This window comes from Neorhizobium lilium (assembly GCF_004053875.1).
GTDB lineage: Bacteria > Pseudomonadota > Alphaproteobacteria > Rhizobiales > Rhizobiaceae > Neorhizobium > Neorhizobium lilii.
The window spans coordinates 201276-222097 of sequence record NZ_SBIP01000005.1; the positions used below are offsets into that span (position 1 = coordinate 201276).

Sequence of the window (20822 nt, forward strand, 5' to 3'; positions counted from 1 at the left end):
CGTGGTTGATCCTGAGGTCAAAACCCAGCTTTCGAGCTACCGCCAGTCGATCGACAATATCGACGCCGCACTCGTGCATATGCTTGCGGAGCGTTTCCGCTGCACCAAGGAAGTGGGCATCCTGAAAGCCAAATACGATCTGCCGCCGGCCGACCCGGCGCGCGAGGAATACCAGATCGAGCGCCTCCGCCGCCTGGCGAAGGATGCTCATCTGGATCCGGATTTCGCCGAGAAGTTCCTGAACTTCGTCATCACGGAAGTTATCCGGCATCATGAAGCCATCGCCGCCGAACATGGCGGTACGAAAGAAACAGCATGACCGAGACCGCTTGACAGCGGCCTCAAACCAGAACCCGGACCACCGGATAGTGGCCCGCAGAAACCCAAGGAGTAATGCAATGTCCCTGAAGATTCGTCTCGCCCGTGGCGGTTCCAAGAAGCGTCCCTACTACACTGTCGTCGTTGCCGACGCCCGTTCGCCCCGCGACGGCCGCTTCCTCGAAAAGCTCGGCTCCTGGAACCCGATGCTTGCCAAGGACGATGCCAAGCGCGTCGAACTGAACGAAGAGCGCATCAAGCACTGGATCGCCAATGGCGCCCAGCCGACCGACCGCGTTCTGCGTTTCCTGGCGGAAGCCAACATCGCTACCCGCGATGTAAAGAACAACCCGAACAAGGCAAAGCCAGGCAAGAAGGCTCAGGAACGCGTTGCCGAACGTGCCCAGAAGGCTGCCGAGGTCGATGCCGCTGCTGCTGCGGAATAATTTATCATAGTTTTGTGAAACGGGCGGTGCGGCGACGCATCGCCCGTTTTGCTGTTTCCATGGGGCGAGAAACGCTCTAAATGAGCCCCGAAAGCAACTGGGATGGCCGCATGAGCAAGCTCAAAAACCCCATTCTGATGGCGACGATCGGAGCCGCTCAAGGGCTCAGGGGCGAAGTGCGCGTCCGCTCCTATACGGACGATCCTTCGGCGCTTGGCGAGTACGGCAATCTCCACAGCAATGACGGCCGCATTTTCGAGATCCTCGAAATTCGCGAAGCGAAAAACGTCGTCATCGTGCGCTTTCGAGGTGTCAACGACCGTGATGCCGCCGAAGCGCTGGCCGGGCTGGAGCTCTTCATCGAGCGCGACAACCTGCCGGACGACGAGCTCGACGACGACGAATTCTATTATGCCGATCTGGAAGGTCTCGATGCGGTCGATCCGGACGGCAAGAGCTATGGCACGGTAAGCGGCGTCTTCGATTTCGGTGCCGGCGATTTGCTGGAGCTGAAGGGGCCGGGACGCCGGCCGGCGCTCATTCCGTTTTCCGAGGCCGCGGTGCTGGAGATCGACCTCGAAAACGGCCGCATCATAATCGATCCTGTGGCGGCGGGTCTTCTGGACGACGAGGACGACAACGGTTTTGCGTCGGACTCGCCGGCGGACCCCAAGTGAGCATCGCGGCTTTCCGGGCGACTGTCCTTACGCTCTATCCTGACATGTTTCCGGGCCATCTCGGCGCCTCCCTTGCCGGCAAGGCGATGGAAAGGGGTGACTGGAGCCTCGATACGGTGCAGATCCGCGACTTCGCGACAGACAGGCACCGCACGGTGGACGATACGCCGGCCGGCGGCGGTGCCGGAATGGTGCTGAAACCCGATGTTCTCGCACGCGCGATCGATTCCGTCGCCGCCGATACCCGGCCTCGTCTGCTGATGAGCCCGCGGGGTCGGCCGCTGACGCAGAAGCGGGTGCGCGAACTGGCAGAAGGCGAGGGGCTTGTCATCGTTTGCGGCCGCTTCGAGGGGGTCGATCAGCGGGTTATCGACGCGCGCGGCCTCGAGGAAGTCTCGATCGGCGACTATATTCTTTCCGGCGGAGAGCCGGCGGCGCTCATCCTGCTCGATGCCATCGTGCGTATCATCCCCGGTGTCATGGGCAACGCATCCTCCGGCCTCAACGAGAGTTTCGAGCACGGGCTGCTGGAGCATCCGCACTATACCCGGCCGCAGGTCTTCGAAGGCGCCGAAATCCCTGCTGTCCTGACATCGGGCAACCATGCTGCAATCGAGAGATGGCGGATGGAGGAAGCGTTACGCCTGACCCAGGAACGCCGGCCGGATCTGCTGAGCCGGGATTAGGTTTTACGCGGTCACGAAGTAATAGATCGTCAGGGCCGTGCCTACAGCCACCACGCACCAGCGCAGCACCGCCTGCGGCACACGGCGCGCCATCCATACCCCGGAATAGCCTCCCGCCGCGCCCGCCGGGATCATCACCAGCGCCTGCGGCCAGGCGACCACGCCGCCGCTGATGAAGACGACGATCGCCACGGCTGCGATCAGCATGGCGAAGAGGTTCTTCATGGCGTTCAGCTGATGATAGGAGCCGCGCGTCGTCAGCCCCAGCACGGCCAGCATCATGATACCCATGCCGGCACCGAAGAAGCCGCCATAGATGGCGTTCAGGAACTGGGCGATGATGCTGGCAACCGATTTTTCCTCATGTTCGTCCGTCGCTTTCGGCTTCAGCCATGGCCCGGCTGCGAAAATGGCCGTCGCGGCTGCCAGCAGCCAGGGAACCAGCGCCCGGAAGGACGGATTGTCGAGCGAAAGCAGGATCAGCGAACCGACCAGGGCTCCGAATATGGAGACGATACCGAGCACCACGCAGGAGCGCCAATGCGTCGAAATCTCGTCGCGGTAGGCCAGCGTCGAGGTGACATAGCCGGGGAACTGGACGATGGAGGAGGTGGCGTTGGCGGAAATCGGCGGCAGACCGGCCAGCGTCATGGCGCCGAAAGTCAGGAAGGTGCCGCCACCGGCAATGGCATTGACCGCGCCCGACAGGAAGCCTGCCACAGCCAGAAGCACGATCATCGGGATCGTCATGAATTCCTCCCCAGGATTGCGGTGCCGTCATAGCCGTGGCATCGGGTTATGCGCAAGCGCCGATCTACTCTGGATCCTGCACCCTCGGCCCATAAAATTGCAGCCGATGGGATGACAAGCAGCGTGCTTTCGTGTATTGGCGCAGCCGGAAATGGGAAAATTTCCCGTCCACCAGCAAGAAAGAATGGCGAATCCGCTCTGCCCAAGGCTGGTCCCGAGGTTGATCCAAAGGACTATCGAGCGCTCTGGCTGTTTCAGAAGAACGAAGGTTAGAGACGATGAACATCATTCAGCAGCTTGAGGCCGAACAGGTCGCCAAGATCGAAGCCAAGCGCAAGCTTCCCGATTTCTCTCCGGGCGACACCCTCCGCGTCAACGTCCGCGTGACGGAAGGTACCCGTACCCGTGTGCAGGCCTATGAAGGCGTTTGCATTGCCCGTTCCGGCGGCGGCATCAACGAGAGCTTCACGGTTCGCAAGATTTCCTACGGCGAAGGCGTCGAGCGCGTATTCCCGGTTTGCTCGCCGATGGTCGAAGGCGTCGATATCGTTCGCCGCGGCAAGGTCCGTCGCGCCAAGCTCTACTACCTGCGCGATCTGCGCGGCAAGGCTGCCCGTATCGTTGAGAATACCGGCACGCGCGCCCGCAAGCTGAACGACTCCGAGCGCCAGGCCGTTGTCGAAGAAAAGGCACGTCTGGAAGCCGAAAAGGTCGCTGCTGCACAGGCTCTCGCCGCTGAAAAGGCCGCAGCAGAAGCCGCAGAAGCCAAGGCCGCTGCAGAAGCAGCCGAAGCCGCAGACGCTGCCAAGGCTGCAGAAGCTTCCGCAGAATAAGCCTCACGGCATACTAATCGAAGAAAAGGCGGCCTTGCTCGGGCCGCCTTTTTTGTTGCTTGGTTTTTGGCTCAGGGCTTCATTTCAGCGCCGGCCGACCGCCGAATTGGCCTGCGTCTTCTTGGCCAGGATCTGCCCGACAATGATGACGAGCACACCGGCCGTTGCCAGGCAGGCCGCCAGGAAGAACATCGGATAGGTGTTGCTGCCAGTCTTGTCGTGTATCCACGGCACGACGTTCTGCGCAACAAAGCCGCCCAGATTGCCGACCGAGTTGATGGCTGCGAGACCGGCTGCGGCTCCAGCCCCCTTCAGGAACCGGGACGGAAGGCTCCAGAACACGGGCTGGCCAGCGAAGATGCCGGCTGCGGCGGCGCACAGGAAGGCGAACTGCAGCACGGGCGAGGTCATGAGCACCGAGAGCACGAGGCAGATCGCCCCGACAAAGGCCGGAACCACGATATAAGGCGTCTTGTTTTCCGTCTTGTCGGCGGCGGATGGGACAACCCAGAGGGCGATCCCGACCGCGATCCACGGAAGGATGTTGATGAAGCCGTTCACCGTGTTGGAAACGCCGAAGCCCTTGACGATGGTGGGCAGCCAATAGCTGAGCCCGTAGGCGGCAAGCGGGAAGCCGACATAGCAGAGCGCCATCAGCATGACCGTCGGATTGATCAACGCTTTGAACCCGTTGTCGGAATGCTCGTCCATGCCGGCGTTTTCCCGCGCCAGCCTATCGGCCAGCCAGCGCTTTTCCTCCTCGGTGAGGAAATTTGCCTTTTGCGGCGTGTCGTTCAGATAAAAGAGGGTGATGATGCCGGCGATCACGGCCGGAATACCGGTCGCCAGAAATACCCATTCCCAGCCGGCCAGGCCCAGCAGCCCGTCGAGATCCAGCAGTGAGCCGCCGATCGGGGCGCCGATCGCATTGGCAATAGCGCTGAAGATCATGAACAGACCCACCATACGCCCGCGGTAATCCTTCGGGAACCACAGCGTCAGGAGGTAGAGAACACCCGGAAAGAAGCCTGCCTCGGCGACACCCAGCAGGAAGCGCAGGATGTAGAACATCGTCGCGTTCTGGGTGAAGGCGAGGGCGATCGTCACGAAGCCCCAGGATATCAGGATACGCGCGAACCAACGGCTGGCACCGAAGCGTTCGAGAAAGAGATTGCTCGGCACTTCGAACAGGAAATAGCCGATGAAGAACAGCGAGGCGCCCAGCCCATAGGCATATTCGCTCATGTTCAGCGCGCCGACCATCTGCAGCTTCGCGAAGCTGACATTCTGCCGGTCGATATAAGCAATAAGGTAAAGGATGCCGAGGAAAGGCATCATTCGCCAGGTAATCTTGGAAATCAATTTCTGTTCGGAAATCACATTCGTTCTCCCGGCCCAGTTAGGCCATCAAAGCGGACTTGAGTGAGAATTAGGTTTTTGCGAGGTGGAGGCAAGTGGGCCACCTGCTCCACGGCGGTCGGTAATGAATGTTTGACAGCCGGATCGGGAGGTTTGATATGCTTGTCGTCATGGATATCGACACCAAACTGCAGCCACAAACCCGCATCCAGCGGCTCAAGGCCTCGACCGATGGAACGCACCGGCAGCTGGACCAGCGCATCATGGGCGCCGATCCCTTCGCCAGCCGCGAGCGTTACGGCCTGTTTCTGCGGGTCCAGCACCAGTTTCATGCGGATGTCGCGCCGCTTTACCGCTCTACCGATCTCAACCGCATGCTGCCCGGACTTGGCGAGCGCTGCCGGCTGGAGGCACTGCGGCAGGATCTTGCCGATATCACCGGCAATGAAGCGGACTCCTTGGAAGGTCAGGCGGATGCGCTCGATCTGCCTAAAGCGCTGGGCTGGGTCTATGTGGCGGAAGGCTCCAATCTCGGAGCCGCCTTCCTGCTGAAGGAAGCGGAAAAGCTTGGGCTTTCGGAAGAGTTCGGCGCACGCCATCTTGCGGGCCATCCGGCGGGACGCGGGCTGCACTGGCGCAATTTCGTCGCGTCCTTCAATGCACTACCCTTGTCGGAGGCCGAGGAAACCGAGGCTGCGGAAGGAGCCAGGGCCGCTTTCCGCCGGGTGCATGGTCTGGTGGACGACATTTTCGGCTGACGTAGCAAGGTCCTCTCGCCGGGCAGACGCCCGGCGGCTGGATCCCGGCTCAGGGCCGGGATGACGGAGGAGAGGGCGGCCCGGGTGTTGGTGGCTCAGGAGCGGGTGGCTCAGGAAGAGGCGGCGGTGGAGGCAGGCCACTGGTAATTGGAGCCACTTTCGGCCATATACGCCAGAGACCAGGGCGTCAGCCCGCAGAACGGATCGGTGCCATGGCAGAGCAGGTCGAATTCGCGAAGATGAACGGGCTTGGCAACAAGATCCTCGTTGTCGATATGCGCGGCCGGCCTGACAAGGTGACGCCGGAGGCGGCGGTCGCGCTCAATGCTGATCCGGCAACGCAGTTCGATCAGATCATGGCGATCCACGATCCCAAGGCGCAAGGGACGGATGCCTGGATCGATATCCTCAACTCGGACGGATCCAAGGCGCAGGCCTGCGGCAATGGCACGCGTTGCGTGGTGCAGGCGCTCAGTTCGGAAACCGGGCGCAAGACCTTCACCTTCCAGACCGTTGCCGGCATCCTGAACGCCGAGGAGCATGAAGACGGCACGATCTCGGTCGATATGGGCCGCCCGGTGTTTGCCTGGGACAAGATCCCGCTTGCCGAAGAGTTCTTCGATACAAGCCGTATCGAGCTGCAGATAGGTCCCATCGATGCACCTGTGCTGCATTCGCCGGCGGCCATGTCCATGGGCAATCCGCATGCCGTCTTCTGGGTGGATCGGGACCCGATGGCGTTCGATCTGGAGCGCTTCGGCCCCATGCTCGAAAATCATCCGATGTTTCCGGAAAAGGCCAATATCACGCTGGCGCAGGTCACCTCGCCATCGTCATTGCGCACCCGCACATGGGAGCGTGGCGCCGGACTGACGCTTGCCTGCGGTTCTGCGGCTTGCGCTGCTGCGGTTTCCGCCGCGCGCACCGGCCGCACGGGCCGTACGGTCACCATCGACGTCGCCTCCGCGCCCAGCCGCCAGCCGCTGACCATCGACTGGCGGGCCGACGATCATGTCGTGATGACCGGTCCTGCCGAATGGGAATGGTCCGGCAAGCTCTATCCGCAGACGGGGTCTTTCGTTCGCGACGAAGAGCTTCGGCATGGGGATCAGGGAGCTCGCGCAAGGTGAGCGGCGTCGAGGTCATCACCTTCGGATGCCGGCTCAACACCTACGAGTCGGAAGTCATGCGGGCGCAGGCCGAAAGGGCCGGGCTCAACAATGCCGTGCTGGTCAATACCTGCGCCGTCACTGGCGAAGCCGTGCGCCAGGCCCGCCAGGCGATCCGGCGGGCGCGGCGCGACAATCCCCATGCCCGCATCATTGTCACAGGCTGCGCGGCGCAAACCGAAGCTCAGGTCTTCGCCGACATGCCGGAAGTGGACGCCGTGCTCGGCAATGAGGAGAAACTGCGCAGCGCCTCCTACCGGGCGCTGCCGGACTTCGGCGTTTCGGCGGAAGAGAAGCTGCGCGTCAACGACATCATGAGCGTGCGCACCACAGCCCCGCAAATGGTCAAGCATATCGACGGGCATGTGCGCGCCTTCATCCAGGTGCAGAACGGCTGCGATCACCGCTGTACCTTCTGCATCATCCCCTATGGCCGTGGAAACTCCCGCTCGGTGCCCATGGGGGCAGTGGTGGAGCAGGCGCGGAAGCTCGTCCAGAGCGGCTACCGCGAGATCGTTCTGACCGGGGTGGATGCCACCAGCTACGGCGCCGATCTTCCCGGCCAGCCGTCGCTTGGCACGCTTGCCAAGACGCTGCTGCGGCAGGTGCCCGAGATCCTGCGGCTGAGGCTGTCCTCCATCGACGGCATCGAGGCGGACAGGCATTTATGGGACCTGATCGCCGACGAGCCACGCTTCATGCCGCATCTGCACCTGTCGCTGCAGCATGGTGACGACCTCATCCTCAAGCGGATGAAGCGGCGCCATGCCCGCGCCGATGCACTCGCCTTCGTCGAGCAGGCGCGGCGCCTGCGGCCCGACATCGCCTTCGGGGCGGACATGATCGCAGGTTTTCCGACAGAGACGGACGACATGGCCGAAAATGCCGCCACGCTTGCGGAAGAAGCCGGCATAGCGTTCCTGCATGTCTTTCCTTATAGCCCCCGTCCCGGCACGCCGGCCGCCCGCATGCCGCAGTTGGACCGGACGGTGGTCAAGGAACGTGCCGCCAGACTGCGCGTGCGGGGCGAAGCGCTGCACCGCTTGCATCTAGACCGGATGGTCGGCAGCGAGCAGACCGTCATCGTCGAGATGAACGGCATGGCGCATACGGAAAACTTTTCACTGGTTGCCGCACCCGGGCTTATTCCCCGGGAGATGCAGCGCGTTATCATTACCGGCCATAACGGCAGGCATCTCGACATGCGGGTTGCTGCCGCTCAGCCTTCGCGGGCAGCATAACCGGAACGGATTTTTCATGGCATTGAGTTTCATCAAGCGCGTCTTTACCTTCGACAAGCCCGCCGGCGAGGCGGAGCAGGACGCATTGCGGCGTCATGAGGCTTCCGTAGTCGACGCGGAGCTTGAGCCGAAATCCCGCCTTGAGGACCTGCCCGTTGCGCCGGTCGATCCGGTATCTCTGCCGGAAATTGAGACCGCTGGCGGCCCTGCCGATGATGCCGTCATCGAAACGTCGGAGCCCCTCAGGCCCGTCGTAGCCGAGAGCCCGCTTGCCGAAGAGGAGGCGCCAGCCATCCTTCCGGGGGTGGAAGAGACCGCCGAGCTTGGCGTCGTGCCTTTGTCCTTGCTGCAAGCCGAGGCGGCGGCCGAGGTGGAAGAAAACACCCCCCCTGACCTGCCGGTCATCCCCCCCACAGGTGGGGGGACGGGCAAGGCGTTAACTCCCGGCCAACAAAGTCAGGCAGAGACTTCCGAAAGGGCCTCGACGATAGGGGAATCGGCTTCTCATCCGCTCCCAACAGCAGACGGAGCCGAAGACGGTGCCACAGGTCTCCCCCCACCTGTGGGGGGGATGGCCAGCAGGCCAGGGGGGGTATCTGTTCCCGTCGAGCCCGTCCTCCCCAAGGGCTTCTCGACCGCTCGAGCGGCGCCGGAAACCGTCACCATCGTGCCGCCGGCGCCGCTTTCCTGGTTCCAGCGGCTTCGCGCGGGCCTCGCCCGTACGTCATCCCAGTTGACGGGCCAGATCACGGCGCTGTTTACCAAGCGCAAACTGGACGACGAAACCCTGGAAGAACTGGAAGACCTGCTGATCCAGGCGGATCTGGGCGTCGAGACTGCCATGCGCATCACCGGCGCGCTCTCTTCCGAGCGTTACGGCAAGGACGTGTCCGGAGACGACGTATCGCGCATCATGTCGGGTGAGATCACCAAGGTGCTTGCACCCGTCGCGAAGCCCCTGGCGCTGGATCTCAACCACAAGCCGCATGTGATCCTGGTGGTTGGCGTCAACGGCACCGGCAAGACGACGACGATCGGCAAGCTGGCGGCGAAGCTTTCGGGCGCCGGGCTGAAGGTGATGCTGGCCGCCGGCGACACCTTCCGTGCCGCCGCCATCGAGCAGCTGAAGATCTGGGCGGACCGCACCGGCTCGCAATTCATCGGCACCAAGCTCGGCGCCGATGCGGCTGGCCTTGCCTATGACGCTTTCGAGCAGGCGCGGGAGAACAAGTCCGACGTGCTGATCATCGACACGGCCGGCCGGCTGCAAAACCGCACCGAGCTTATGGCCGAACTTGAAAAGATCGTGCGGGTGCTCGGCAAGCTCGACCCGGACGCGCCGCATACGGTGCTGCAGACACTCGATGCGACGACTGGCCAGAACGCCCTGCAACAGGTGGAGATCTTCCGCAATGTGGCGGGCGTCAGCGGCCTCATCATGACCAAGCTCGACGGAACGGCGCGCGGCGGCATCCTTGTCGCCATCGCCGCCAAGCACAAGCTGCCGGTCTACTTCATCGGCGTGGGCGAGGGCGTGGACGACCTGGAGCCCTTCGAAGCAGAGGATTTTGCGCGAGCCATTGCGGGTTTGACGCATTGATGACACAGAAAGACGGTTCGGCTTCGGCCATTGTTTCATAAGTTGACGAGTTGGAACCCATGCAGACCATCGAAAGCGACACCACGCCGACCCAGGAAGAAAAACAGCACCCGATGCTGAAGCTTGCCCTGGAGCTCGGGCCGCTACTGGTGTTCTTCTTCGGAAACTTGCGGGGCGAGTGGCTGGTCGGGAAGATCCCGGCATTGTCGTCGGTCGGTGGTCCGCTTCTTGTTGCAACGGCCTTGTTCATGGCCGCGACCGTGGTGTCGCTCGTCGTCTCGAAGATCGTCTTCCACCACCTGCCGGTCATGCCGCTGGTGTCGGGCGCCGTCGTTCTCGTCTTCGGGTCGCTGTCGATCTGGCTGCAGGACGAGACCTTCATCAAGATGAAGCCCACCATCGTCAACACGCTGTTCGGCGCCACGCTTCTGATCGGGCTGCTATTCGGCCGGTCGCTGCTGGGTTATGTCTTCAATGCCGCCTTCCAGCTGGACGAGACCGGGTGGAGGAAGCTCACCCTGCGCTGGGGTCTGTTTTTCCTGGTGCTGGCCGTGCTCAACGAAGTCGTCTGGCGCAATTTTTCCGATGCTGCCTGGGTAAACTTCAAGGTGTGGGGCACGATGCCGATCACCATTCTCTTCACGCTGTCGCAGATGCCGCTGATCATGCGGCATACCATTGCCGAACAGACGCCCGAGGCGAAGAAGTGACGAGCGCGACCGGAGTGACTGCCGGCACCTCTGGCAAGCGGTGGCTGCTTGTTGCGCTGGTGCTATTTTGCGCGCAGATCGTCATCCTTCATTTCATGGGGCGCGTTTGGATCTGCGAATGCGGCTATGTCAAACTGTTCGAGCCGGTGGTGAACTCGCCGGGCAATTCGCAGCATCTGGCGGATTGGTACACACCGTCGCACATCATCCACGGCTTCCTGTTCTACGGGCTCGGATGGCTGATCCTGCGTCGTGCCCCGCTCTCGGCGCGGTTGTCGCTGGCGGTGCTGATCGAGGCAGCCTGGGAGCTTGCCGAAAACTCGCCCATGGTCATCGACCGCTACCGGACAGCGACGATGGCGCTCGGCTATTCCGGCGACAGCATCATCAATTCGGGCATGGACACGGTGTTCATGGCGCTCGGTTTTCTTGCTGCCTCGCGCTTGCCGATCTGGGCAACGGTTGTGATTGCGATCGTCTTCGAGCTGTTCACTGGCTGGCTGATCCGCGACAATCTCACCCTTAATGTGCTGATGCTGGTCTGGCCCGTCGAGGCGATCAAGACCTGGCAGGGCGGCGCCTGAAGGCCTTCAGCTCTTCGCGCCGCTGGCTTTCTCGATCAACGGCATAAGGTCGCTGCCGATGCTGCGCTCGTCGAAAGGGCCGACGCGCTTGTAGAGGATGGTGCCGTCGGGGGCGACGAGATAGCTTTCCGGAATGCCGTAGACGCCCCAGTCGATTGCGGCTTTGCCGTTGGGATCGATGCCGATTGCGGCATAGGGGTTGCCGAGTTCGCCCAAAAAGCGGAGCGCGTTGTCGCTCTTGTCCTTGTAGTTGATGCCGACGATGGTGAGCCGCTTGTCCTTGGCAAGCTCCTTCAGCAGCGGATGCTCCTGCCGGCAGGGCACGCACCATGAGGCGAAGACATTGACCAGCGTCAGCTTGCCCTGGATCGCCTGATCGCTCAGGGCAACGGTATTCGAGCCCTCAAGCGGTTGCAACGACAGCAAGGGGGCCTTCTTGCCGATCAGCGCCGAGGGTATGGCGGAAACGTCGCGGCCGTTGATATCCTGATCGTAGAGCATCTTGCCGGCCACAGCGGCAAAGCCGAGAAATATCGCAAGAGGAATGAGGCCTACGAGGTAGCGGGATGCACCGCGGCGCGGGCCGGTCTGGTCTTCGCTGCCGGTCGTCACGCTTTCGTCTCCCGGCCGTTGCTTGGCGGAGCAGGTTCGGTCTTCGGCTGGAACGAGCGGCGGCGGATGCCGGATGCTTCGAGCTCCGCCAGTTCACGGCGCCGGGCTCGCCCATCGAGCCAGACCCAGGCGATCAGACAGAGCGTCATCGCTGCCGCGACACCATACGAAGTCAGGACGTAAAAGGCATAGTTCATGCGGCATCCTGGCGGCTGGCCATGCGCGCTGCCATTCGCCGTTGTGCCGCCACACGCCGTCGCAGGATCTCGTTGCGCATGGCAGCCAGATGCAGCGTGAAGAAAAGCAGCGTGAAGGCCAGCGCCATGACCAGCAGCGGGCGCAGGAATTCCGGATCGATGGTCGGTCCGTCCAGCCGCAGCACGCTCGATTTCTGGTGAAGCGTATTCCACCACTCGACCGAGAACTTGATGATCGGGATGTTGACGAAACCGACCAGGATCAGGACGGCGCTGACACGGGCGGCCCGAGAGGGATCGTCGATCGCCCGGTTGAGCGCGATCAGGCCGAGATACATCAGGAAGAGGACAAAGACGGAGGTGAGCCGGGCGTCGCCCCAGGTCCACCAGGTTCCCCACATAGGCTTGCCCCACAGCGACCCGGTGATCAGTGCGAGCAGCGTGAAGGCGGCGCCAAGTGGCGCGGCAGCCTTGTGGCTGACATCGGCAAGCGGATGGCGCCAGACGAGCGTCCCGACCGCCGACAGCGCCATGACGGTGTAGCACATCATCGCAAGCCAGGCTGCCGGCACATGGACATACATGATGCGCACCGTATCGCCCTGCTGGTAGTCTCCTTCCGTCGTGAAGCTCAGATAGAGCCCGATTGCGAAGAGCAGGGCCGTGACAGCGGCCAGCCAGGGCACGAGGCGCCCGACCAGCGCCATGAACCGGGTGGGGTTGGCAAGGTCGCTCAGTTTGGTGATCGCGAGACTTTCGGTCATTTATGCCTTCTAAGCATCTGTGGCGGCATTGGCTTGACCTCAGGGTGAGGACTCAATCATGTTGTGGAAATGGCGCGGTGAACGGCAATGATATGCGAGGAGAAGCGCGCACGGATGGGTTCCAGACCCATTCAAGCGCTTCGACAAAGCAGATCGCAGCCGTTCGCGTGTCCTTCGGATGTGGGCGCTCCGGCGAGCTGCGTCGTTGAAAAGCCTCGCCGATGCGCCAAGCATCGTCTGCGTTTTTCGCCTCGTATCTCATCCGGATCGCCTCACACCATTTCAACAAGATGATTAAGTCCTCACCCTAGTCAATCGTCCGCATTTCGCAAAGCCAATGCGGCCCCGAATGGGCCGAGCACGGCAAAAAACATCGTGATGGCCACGAGGATCAGGAATGGCGGCAGGAAGGGAGCGGGTTCCTCTACCGCCGCGTAAGTGGCGCTGACCCCGAAAATCAGAACGGGGATGGCAAGCGGCAAGACGAGGATGGAGACGAGCAGCCCGCCCCGTGGCAGGGCGACGGCGACTGCGGCGCCGACCGCGCCGATGAAGGTGAGCGCCGGGGTGCCGACAAGGAGCGTCGCCATGGTCGCGCCGATCGCGGTTTCTTCCATGTTCATGAAGAGGCCCAGCAGCGGCGAGGCGATGACCAGCGGCAGCCCATGGCCCAGCCAATGCGCCAGACATTTCATGAGAACCGTCAGCGCCAGCGGATGCTCCTGCATCAGCATGAGGTCGAGCGATCCATCTTCGCGGTCGGTCTGGAACATGCGGTCGAGCCCGAGCAGGGCAGACAGCAGCGCGCCGATCCAGACGATGGCGGGGCCAATGCGGGAGAGGAGGTTGAGATCCGGTCCGACGCCGAAGGGGACGACCGCAACGACGGCGGTGAAGAACAGCACCCCGATCAGCGCACCGCCGCCGGCCCGGACAGAGAGCTTCAGGTCGCGGAGGAGGAGGGCGATCATGATTTGACCTCTGGGTGGGGTTTACCCCCCTCTGCCCTGCCGGGCATCTCCCCCTCAAGGGGGGAGATCGGCCAGCCGCCGAATCCCCGCCAAACGTTGACCGTCGGGGGAGCGCAGAGCATAGATTTCGCACCGGTGGCGGTACTTATGCTGGTGGCGGCATATCGAGACATAACTTGGGAGCAGGACGGCAGTTCCATCCGATCTCCCCCCTTGAGGGGGAGATGCCCGGCAGGGCAGAGGGGGGTGGCAGGCGAAAGACGCATCACCACGCCTCCTCACCGAGGCCCGCAAATCCGGTCATCGCCAATTCCTGCGGATTGTCCAATCCAAGCGGCTGATGGGTGGCGGCCATGATCATGCCGCCGCCGTGGAGATGGTCCTTGATGAGATCGGTCAACACGCTTTCCGCGGCCGAATCGAGGGCCGCCGTCGGCTCGTCCAGCAGCCAGACAGGGCGATAGCTCACCATCAGCTTGGCAAAGGCCATGCGGCGCTGCTGGCCTGCAGAGAGATAACCAAAGGGTAGATGCACGATGCCGCCAAGGCCGACGGCATCTGCCGCCTCGCCGACCGACAGTCCGTGGCCGCCTTCGAAATCGCCGAAGAAGCGTTTCCAGAACAGGAGGTTCTCCCGCACCGAAAGCTCGGGCTTCATGGCATTGCGATGACCGAGATAGTGGCAGGCTTCGCAAGCACGCGTGCCGACCTCCGCGTCTTTGGAAGACCATCGCACTGTACCGGTCTCGGGACGCAGTAGCCCCGCCACGACGCGCAGCAGGGTTGATTTGCCCGATCCGTTGCGGCCCGTGACCACCAGTGCTTTGCCGGTGCCGAGTTCGAAAGAGACGTTCCTGAACAGCAGGTCCTCCCCGCGTCTGGCGCTCAGATTTTCGGCGGTCAGGTGCATGCTGCAACCTCTGTTAAGATTTTAATCATCCCGACGACAAAAAATGTTCGAGATGGCGCTTCATTCGTCTGGAACGCTTCTTAGAAATTATCTATAAGCTCTGCAACCACGCCAGCGGCCGGCGTGATTTCCCATATAGCGCCGAACCTGAAGACCAAAATCTTCTCGTGCGGACAGCGGAAATGGTCGTACCCGCATCCTGATGTGCATGAAGTGCATAGGCGTCCGCACGCGCGTGTAGGCTCTTACATATCAGCGGGGTTATCCATCCGTGGCTAAATCTATCGACAGCTTCAATTGTCGTTCGGTCCTTACCGTTGGCGGCAAGGACTATGTCTATTACAGCCTTCCCAAGGCCGAGCAAAACGGTCTTCCAGGCGTCTCCAAGCTGCCCTTCTCCATGAAGGTGCTGCTCGAGAACCTGCTTCGCTTCGAGGACGGCAAATCCGTCACCAGGGAGCAGATCCTTTCGGTTGCCGAATGGCTCAACAACAAGGGTCTGGCCGAGGCTGAAATCGCCTATCGCCCGGCCCGTGTCCTGATGCAGGACTTCACCGGCGTTCCGGCTGTGGTCGATCTGGCCGCCATGCGTGACGGCATCAAGGCTCTTGGCGGCGATCCGGAAAAGATCAATCCGCTTGTCCCCGTGGACCTCGTCATCGACCACTCGGTCATCGTCGACGAGTTCGGCACGCCGACGGCTTTTGCCCGCAATGTCGAGCTGGAATACGAACGCAACGGCGAACGCTACCGCTTCCTGAAATGGGGCCAGCAGGCCTTCAAGAACTTCCGTGTCGTGCCGCCCGGCACCGGTATCTGTCATCAGGTCAACCTCGAATATCTGGGCCAGACGGTCTGGACCAACGAGGAAGACGGCGAAACGACCGCCTATCCGGATACCTGCGTCGGCACCGATTCGCACACCACGATGATAAACGGCCTTGGCGTGCTCGGCTGGGGCGTGGGCGGCATCGAGGCCGAGGCCTCCATGCTCGGCCAGCCCGTCTCGATGCTCCTGCCGGAAGTGATCGGCTTCAAGCTGACCGGCAAGCTCAAGGAAGGCGTCACCGCGACCGACCTGGTGCTGACCGTCGTGCAGATGCTGCGCAAGAAGGGCGTCGTGTCCAAGTTCGTCGAATTCTTCGGCCCGGGCATGGACAACATGCCGCTGGCCGACCGTGCGACGATCGGCAATATGGGGCCGGAATACGGCGCGACCTGCGGCTTCTTCCCGGTCGATGGCGAAACCATCAACTACCTCACCATGTCCGGCCGTACCCTGGAGCGGATCGCGCTGGTGGAAGCCTATTCCAAGGCGCAAGGGATGTGGCGCGAGGGGGATGGCTCCGACCTCGTCTTCACCCACACGCTGGACCTGGACCTGAACGACGTCGTGCCTTCGATGGCCGGCCCGAAGCGTCCGGAAGGCCGCATCGCGCTTGAAAACATCGCGTCCGGTTTCGCCGGTTCGCTGGACACCGAGTACAAGAAGCCCGGCCAGCTCGACAACCGCTATGCGGTCGAGGGCACCGACTTCGATCTCGGCCATGGTGACGTGGCGATTGCCGCCATCACCTCCTGCACCAATACGTCCAACCCGTCGGTTCTGATTGCAGCCGGCCTGCTTGCCCGCAACGCCGTGGCCAAGGGCCTGAAGACGAAGCCCTGGGTCAAGACCTCGCTGGCACCGGGATCGCAGGTAGTCGGCGAATATCTGGCGAAGTCCGGTCTACAGACCGATCTGGACAAGCTCGGCTTCAACCTCGTCGGCTTCGGCTGCACGACCTGCATCGGCAATTCCGGCCCACTGCCGGCGCCGATCTCCAAGACGATCAACGACAAGGGCCTGATCGTTTCGGGCGTGCTGTCCGGCAACCGCAACTTCGAAGGCCGCATCTCGCCGGACGTGCAGGCGAACTATCTGGCGTCGCCGCCGCTCGTGGTCGCCTATGCGCTCGCCGGCACCGTCCAGAAGGACCTGACATCGGAACCGCTCGGTGAAGACCAGAACGGCAACCCCGTCTACCTCAAGGACATCTGGCCGACCTCTCACGAGGTTCAGGAGTTCATCCTGAAATACGTGACGCGCGAGCTTTACGAGAGCAAGTATGCAGACGTGTTCAAGGGCGACGAACACTGGCAGGCGGTTCAGATTCCTCCGGGCCAGACCTATGCCTGGGACAACAACTCGACCTATGTCCAGAACCCTCCCTACTTCGTGGGCATGGGCAAGACGGGAACCGGCCTCAAGAACATCAAGGGCGCTCGCGTGCTTGGCCTGTTCGGCGACAAGATCACCACCGACCACATCTCTCCTGCCGGTTCGATCAAGGCTGCGTCGCCTGCCGGCGCCTATCTGACGGAGCATGGCGTCGGCGTTGCCGACTTCAATCAGTACGGCACGCGCCGCGGCAACCATGAAGTGATGATGCGCGGCACGTTCGCCAATATCCGCATCCGCAACTACATGCTCGGCCCGAACGGCAAGGAGGGTGGCTACACCTTCCACTATCCGTCGAAGGAAGAGATGTCGATCTACGACGCCGCCATGAAGTACAAGGAAGAGGGCGTTCCGCTCGTCATCTTCGCCGGTGTCGAATACGGCAATGGATCGTCGCGCGACTGGGCGGCAAAGGGCACCAACCTGCTCGGCGTCAAGGCCGTGATCGCGCAGTCCTTCGAGCGTATCCATCGCTCCAACCTCGTCGGCATGGGCATTGTCCCGTTCGTCTTCGAGGAAGGCACGACCTGGCAGAGCCTTGGCCTGAAGGGTGACGAAACCGTCTCGATCGAAGGCCTGGAAGGCGACATCAAGCCGCGCGAGTGGAAGATCGCCAGGATCACCTACGGCGACGGCACGGTGAAGGAAGTCAACATCCTTTGCCGCATCGATACGCTGGATGAGGTCATCTACATGAACAATGGCGGCATTCTGCAGACCGTTCTGCGCGATCTCGCAGCTTAAAGACCATATCGAGCGCCCGCCGGAGGTAACTACTCCGGCGGGCGCTTTTTCACGTTGCCATGGCCGCAGCCCGGCATCCGGCGCACAGCAGTTGCTATTACGTGCAACCCGATCAATTATCCGGTCCTCACCCCTTCGTTACTTCCGCTTGAACCCTGAGCCCGGTTAGGTTTCGCGCACAAGGGCTCGAGCCCTCGATCTCCGCGAGCCCTCGTGGAAGAGAATGCCGATAAAGGTCCGCCAGATGTCATTTCCCATCCGCCTCGTCACGATGTTTGCGAGCCTGCTCTTTGCAGGAAGCGTAATGGCCGACGATGTGCGCGAGCCGAAGGGCGTGGTGGAGCTCTTTACCTCGCAGGGCTGCGCCTCATGTCCACCGGCCGATGCCACTTTGGGACAACTGGTGGCGCAGGGCGACGTGGTGGCGCTGTCCTATCATGTGGATTACTGGAATTATCTCGGCTGGGCCGACACGCTGAGCTCCAAGGAGAATACCGAGCGTCAGTACGGGTATGCCAAGACCATGGGCCGCAGCGGCGTCTACACGCCCCAGGCCGTCATCAACGGCCGCGACCACGTCAAGGGCGCGGATCTGGCGGGGATCAACTCCAAGGTCGAAAGCCTGAAGCAGGGCGGTCAGGGACTGGTCGTGCCGGTAACGGCAGCGATGCGCGGCGACGAGATCGAGATCGAGATTGGCGAGGGAAAGGGTGCGGCGGATGTCGTGGTCGCCTATTTCACCAAGCGCGAGCAGATCGAGGTCACCAAGGGTGAGAATACCGGCAAGAGCATGGACTACTGGCACAGCGTCTACGATGTGCAGTCGGTCGGGATGTGGAACGGCAAGAGCATGAAGTTGACGCTGCCCGGAAAAATCATGGGCAAGTCCAAGAAGGACGGTTGCGCGATCCTGCTGCAGTCGTCAGGGCCGAATGGCGAGCCTGCGGCCATACTTGGCGCGACCGTGCTGATGGTCGGCCACAAGAAAAACTGATCATCTTAAATTTCTTCGGGGTTGTCGGCGGCCCGGCCCGCGCATTGGGGGGCTGGGGGTAAGGGTCAATGCGGCAGACCGGACCTTATGGCGCAAAATCTGCGCCAACCAACAATGAGACTATCGGCGAGAAATCAGGCGTGGTTTTGTCCGAAATCAGGCAAGATTAAAAACTTGGGCGACAGGGTCTTCGGCTTGCAATTTCGCGACGCTTGGGCACACTGTCATATATCCGACATTGATGATTGGGAGTTTTTATTGTCCGATCAGCCTGATTTGCCCGGTAGCGGGAGATCGCAGGACGCAGCCGTCGTCGTCAGCCTCAACGAGTATCGGCAGAACCGGGATCCGGCGCCCGTCACCTTCCACCGGCGCGAGCTAGACGCCATTCTCAAGATCTATGGCCGCATGGTGGGCGAAGGCGAGTGGAAAGATTACGCGATCGATCATCTCAAGGATCGCGCCGTGTTTTCCATCTTCAAGCGGTCGGGCGAGATGCCCCTGTTTCGCGTGGAGAAGAATCCGAAGCTCGCCAGCAAACAGGGTGCATACAGTGTGATCAATACCGATGGCCGAATACTGAAGCGCGGCCAGGAACTGCCTCAGGTGCTGAAGGTGTTCGACAAGGCGCTGAAGCTGATCGACTAAGCGTCGACCTGTCGGACGCAGCTCTATTCGATGAACAAGCTGCCGGGATAGGCGGCCATGTCAGGCGCTGTGTCGGTTCCTTCGCCAAGCCCGATTTGCATGATCACCGTATCCAGCCATTGCCCGTGCTTGAAACCGGTGCCTTTCAGCGTGCCGGTGATGGCAAAGCCGAGACCTGCATGGAGAGCGACCGAAGCCGGGCTCGCGCCGCCGATGACCGCCACCATCTGCCGGAAGCCCAGAGCTTCGCAGCGACGCAGGAGCTCCTGCAGCAGAGCTTTGCCGATGCCTTGCCCGCGCGCCTCCGGTGCCAGATAGATGGAGTCTTCCACCAGCCAGCGATAGGCAGGACGTGTCCGGAAGGCGGAAGCATAGGCATAGCCGAGGATGCTTCCCTCCTCGTCTTCGGCCACGATATAGGGATATCCTTTCGAGGCGATCGCTTCGAAGCGCGTGGTCATTTCTGCTTCGTCCGGAGGCTTGATCTCGTAGCTGGCGCAACCGTGCAGGACGCTGTCCCGGTAGATCCCGGTGATCGCGGAAAGATCGGCAAGGGTGGCGTCGCGGAGGTGAAATGTCATTGGCCGAATCTGCTGTGAAGCTCCGTCACTCCTACGATTCGGCTTGCTTTCCGGCAACAAAAAAGGCGGCCCGGTGAGGCCGCCTTTCCGTGGATAGTCTTCCTGCCGATTAGTTGTTCCGGTTGCCCATGAACTGCAGAAGGAAGGTGAAGAGGTTGATGAAGTCGAGGTACAGCGTGAGGGCGCCGAGGATCGCCTTACGGCCCATGACGGCGACATCGTCGGCTTCGAGATACATTTCCTTGATCTTCTGCGTGTCATAGGCGGTCAGGCCTGCAAAGATCAGAACGCCGATTGCCGAGATGGCAAAGCCAAGTGCGGACGACGCCAGGAAGATGTTGACCACGGACGCGATGATCAGACCGAACAGGCCCATCACCAGGAAGGATCCCATCGCGCTCAGGCTACGCTTGGTCGTGTAACCGTAGAGCGACAGCGCGCCGAAGGAAGCTGCCGTCACGAAGAAGGTCTGGACGATGCTCTGGCCGGTGAAGATCAGGAAGATCGACGACAGCGACAGGCCCATCAGGGCTGCATAGACCCAGAAGGTCGCCTGTGCAGCCGCGACACTCATCGTATTGATGCGGAAGCTCAGAAAGAACACGACGGCAAGCGGCGCCAGCATGACAACCCAGCGGAGCGGGCTTCCGAAGAGCACCTGTCCGAACTGGGTGAGTTGGCCGTCCTGCACCGCCATCTGCCATGTGACGAAGGCGGCCACGCCAGTGATGGCCAGGCCGAGCGCCATCAGGTTGTAAACCTTCAGCATATAGGTGCGCAGGCCCTGGTCGATCATAGCACCGGACTGGGCGCGACCCCATGCGGCTCTGTTCTGATTATTGTTGAAGTCAGCCATTGGTTTCCTCATTAGCTCCGGAAATATTCACGGTGTCGGGCCCCCTTTAATCCAGACCCAGGCGCCGCTGCGGAGCTACAGCTAGCCTGTGTCAAATATGATGCCAGAGCGGCTGACATACAAGAGCGCCTTCTCCGAAAAGCGATTCGCTCCAATGAGGGTAAACGCTGCCCCTGGCATAGGTTTTCCAACC

Annotated in this window: 23 protein-coding genes; 14 read left to right on the forward strand and 9 right to left on the reverse strand. The window is 61.8% G+C overall.

Annotated features, from left to right (window positions below):
* Nucleotide 1 precedes the first annotated feature (1 nt).
* The 4 genes from EPK99_RS21775 (at nucleotide 2) to trmD (ending at nucleotide 2127) form a co-directional block, all read left to right on the forward strand.
* A complete protein-coding gene (locus tag EPK99_RS21775) occupies nucleotides 2-319 on the forward strand; it encodes a chorismate mutase (protein ID WP_128445198.1) in 318 nt (105 codons plus the stop codon).
* Nucleotides 320-398: 79 nt separating this feature from the next.
* Nucleotides 399-764 (forward strand): 30S ribosomal protein S16, encoded by a 366-nt coding sequence (gene rpsP / locus EPK99_RS21780; protein ID WP_128445199.1) that lies wholly within the window; start codon nucleotides 399-401, stop codon nucleotides 762-764.
* A gap of 110 nt (nucleotides 765-874) precedes the next feature.
* Entirely contained in the window at nucleotides 875-1441 is a 567-nt protein-coding gene (rimM, locus tag EPK99_RS21785; protein ID WP_128445200.1) for a ribosome maturation factor RimM, read from the forward strand.
* Between the two features lie 2 nt (nucleotides 1442-1443).
* Complete coding sequence (gene trmD, locus EPK99_RS21790) at nucleotides 1444-2127, forward strand: tRNA (guanosine(37)-N1)-methyltransferase TrmD (protein ID WP_128445307.1); 684 nt, start codon at nucleotides 1444-1446, stop codon at nucleotides 2125-2127.
* Between the two features lie 3 nt (nucleotides 2128-2130).
* Here trmD and EPK99_RS21795 read toward each other — a convergent pair whose 3' ends face one another.
* Nucleotides 2131-2877 (reverse strand): sulfite exporter TauE/SafE family protein, encoded by a 747-nt coding sequence (locus EPK99_RS21795; protein ID WP_128445201.1) that lies wholly within the window; start codon nucleotides 2875-2877, stop codon nucleotides 2131-2133.
* Nucleotides 2878-3155: 278 nt separating this feature from the next.
* On the opposite strand from EPK99_RS21795, the gene rplS reads away from it, so the two are divergent.
* Complete coding sequence (gene rplS, locus EPK99_RS21800) at nucleotides 3156-3710, forward strand: 50S ribosomal protein L19 (RefSeq protein ID WP_128445202.1); 555 nt, start codon at nucleotides 3156-3158, stop codon at nucleotides 3708-3710.
* A gap of 84 nt (nucleotides 3711-3794) precedes the next feature.
* Here rplS and EPK99_RS21805 read toward each other — a convergent pair whose 3' ends face one another.
* Nucleotides 3795-5090: an MFS transporter gene (locus EPK99_RS21805; protein WP_128445203.1), complete on the reverse strand. Its 1296-nt coding sequence runs from the start codon at nucleotides 5088-5090 to the stop codon at nucleotides 3795-3797.
* Between the two features lie 137 nt (nucleotides 5091-5227).
* On the opposite strand from EPK99_RS21805, the gene EPK99_RS21810 reads away from it, so the two are divergent.
* The 6 genes from EPK99_RS21810 (at nucleotide 5228) to EPK99_RS21835 (ending at nucleotide 11131) form a co-directional block, all read left to right on the forward strand.
* Nucleotides 5228-5827 (forward strand): biliverdin-producing heme oxygenase, encoded by a 600-nt coding sequence (locus tag EPK99_RS21810; RefSeq protein WP_128445204.1) that lies wholly within the window; start codon nucleotides 5228-5230, stop codon nucleotides 5825-5827.
* A 212-nt stretch (nucleotides 5828-6039) separates the two neighbouring features.
* Nucleotides 6040-6957 carry a diaminopimelate epimerase gene (dapF, locus tag EPK99_RS21815; protein WP_128445205.1) on the forward strand — a complete coding sequence of 306 codons (918 nt, stop codon included), beginning with the start codon at nucleotides 6040-6042 and terminating at the stop codon, nucleotides 6955-6957.
* Entirely contained in the window at nucleotides 6954-8237 is a 1284-nt protein-coding gene (mtaB, locus tag EPK99_RS21820) for a tRNA (N(6)-L-threonylcarbamoyladenosine(37)-C(2))-methylthiotransferase MtaB (RefSeq protein WP_128445206.1), read from the forward strand. The genes dapF and mtaB overlap by 4 nt, the downstream gene beginning before the upstream one ends.
* A gap of 16 nt (nucleotides 8238-8253) precedes the next feature.
* The gene (gene ftsY / locus EPK99_RS21825; RefSeq protein WP_128445207.1) at nucleotides 8254-9837 is read left to right on the forward strand and encodes a signal recognition particle-docking protein FtsY; all 1584 of its coding nucleotides are present in this window, start codon (nucleotides 8254-8256) and stop codon (nucleotides 9835-9837) included.
* Nucleotides 9838-9896: 59 nt separating this feature from the next.
* Nucleotides 9897-10547: a septation protein A gene (locus EPK99_RS21830; RefSeq protein WP_128445208.1), complete on the forward strand. Its 651-nt coding sequence runs from the start codon at nucleotides 9897-9899 to the stop codon at nucleotides 10545-10547.
* Complete coding sequence (locus EPK99_RS21835) at nucleotides 10544-11131, forward strand: DUF2585 domain-containing protein (protein WP_128445209.1); 588 nt, start codon at nucleotides 10544-10546, stop codon at nucleotides 11129-11131. Before EPK99_RS21830 ends, EPK99_RS21835 begins: the two co-directional genes overlap by 4 nt.
* Nucleotides 11132-11137: 6 nt before the next feature.
* On the opposite strand, the gene EPK99_RS21840 is transcribed toward EPK99_RS21835, so the two are convergent.
* From EPK99_RS21840 to ccmA, 5 genes are all read right to left on the reverse strand, one after another.
* Nucleotides 11138-11743, reverse strand: coding sequence for a DsbE family thiol:disulfide interchange protein (locus EPK99_RS21840; protein ID WP_128445210.1), 606 nt, complete (start codon nucleotides 11741-11743; stop codon nucleotides 11138-11140).
* Nucleotides 11740-11940 (reverse strand): heme exporter protein CcmD, encoded by a 201-nt coding sequence (gene ccmD, locus EPK99_RS21845; RefSeq protein WP_128445211.1) that lies wholly within the window; start codon nucleotides 11938-11940, stop codon nucleotides 11740-11742. The genes EPK99_RS21840 and ccmD overlap by 4 nt, the downstream gene beginning before the upstream one ends.
* Nucleotides 11937-12704, reverse strand: a complete 768-nt coding sequence (locus EPK99_RS21850; protein ID WP_128445212.1) for a heme ABC transporter permease — start codon at nucleotides 12702-12704, stop codon at nucleotides 11937-11939. Before EPK99_RS21850 ends, ccmD begins: the two co-directional genes overlap by 4 nt.
* Before the next feature lie 311 nt (nucleotides 12705-13015).
* Nucleotides 13016-13675 (reverse strand): heme exporter protein CcmB, encoded by a 660-nt coding sequence (gene ccmB, locus EPK99_RS21855; protein WP_128445213.1) that lies wholly within the window; start codon nucleotides 13673-13675, stop codon nucleotides 13016-13018.
* A gap of 265 nt (nucleotides 13676-13940) precedes the next feature.
* Nucleotides 13941-14585, reverse strand: coding sequence for a heme ABC exporter ATP-binding protein CcmA (gene ccmA, locus EPK99_RS21865; RefSeq protein ID WP_128445214.1), 645 nt, complete (start codon nucleotides 14583-14585; stop codon nucleotides 13941-13943).
* A gap of 271 nt (nucleotides 14586-14856) precedes the next feature.
* On the opposite strand from ccmA, the gene acnA reads away from it, so the two are divergent.
* The 3 genes from acnA to EPK99_RS21880 all read left to right on the forward strand — a co-directional run bounded on the left by acnA (nucleotide 14857) and on the right by EPK99_RS21880 (nucleotide 19192).
* Nucleotides 14857-17550, forward strand: coding sequence for an aconitate hydratase AcnA (gene acnA / locus EPK99_RS21870; RefSeq protein ID WP_128445215.1), 2694 nt, complete (start codon nucleotides 14857-14859; stop codon nucleotides 17548-17550).
* A gap of 223 nt (nucleotides 17551-17773) precedes the next feature.
* Nucleotides 17774-18544: a DUF1223 domain-containing protein gene (locus EPK99_RS21875; RefSeq protein WP_425374230.1), complete on the forward strand. Its 771-nt coding sequence runs from the start codon at nucleotides 17774-17776 to the stop codon at nucleotides 18542-18544.
* A gap of 258 nt (nucleotides 18545-18802) precedes the next feature.
* The gene (locus EPK99_RS21880; RefSeq protein WP_128445308.1) at nucleotides 18803-19192 is read left to right on the forward strand and encodes a DUF2794 domain-containing protein; all 390 of its coding nucleotides are present in this window, start codon (nucleotides 18803-18805) and stop codon (nucleotides 19190-19192) included.
* A gap of 23 nt (nucleotides 19193-19215) precedes the next feature.
* Here EPK99_RS21880 and EPK99_RS21885 read toward each other — a convergent pair whose 3' ends face one another.
* Both EPK99_RS21885 and EPK99_RS21890 read right to left on the reverse strand, forming a co-directional pair.
* On the reverse strand, nucleotides 19216-19773 hold the full coding sequence (locus EPK99_RS21885; protein ID WP_128445217.1) for a GNAT family N-acetyltransferase: 558 nt from the start codon (nucleotides 19771-19773) through the stop codon (nucleotides 19216-19218).
* 109 nt (nucleotides 19774-19882) lie between these two features.
* Nucleotides 19883-20629 carry a Bax inhibitor-1/YccA family protein gene (locus EPK99_RS21890; RefSeq protein WP_128445218.1) on the reverse strand — a complete coding sequence of 249 codons (747 nt, stop codon included), beginning with the start codon at nucleotides 20627-20629 and terminating at the stop codon, nucleotides 19883-19885.
* Nucleotides 20630-20822 lie beyond the last annotated feature (193 nt).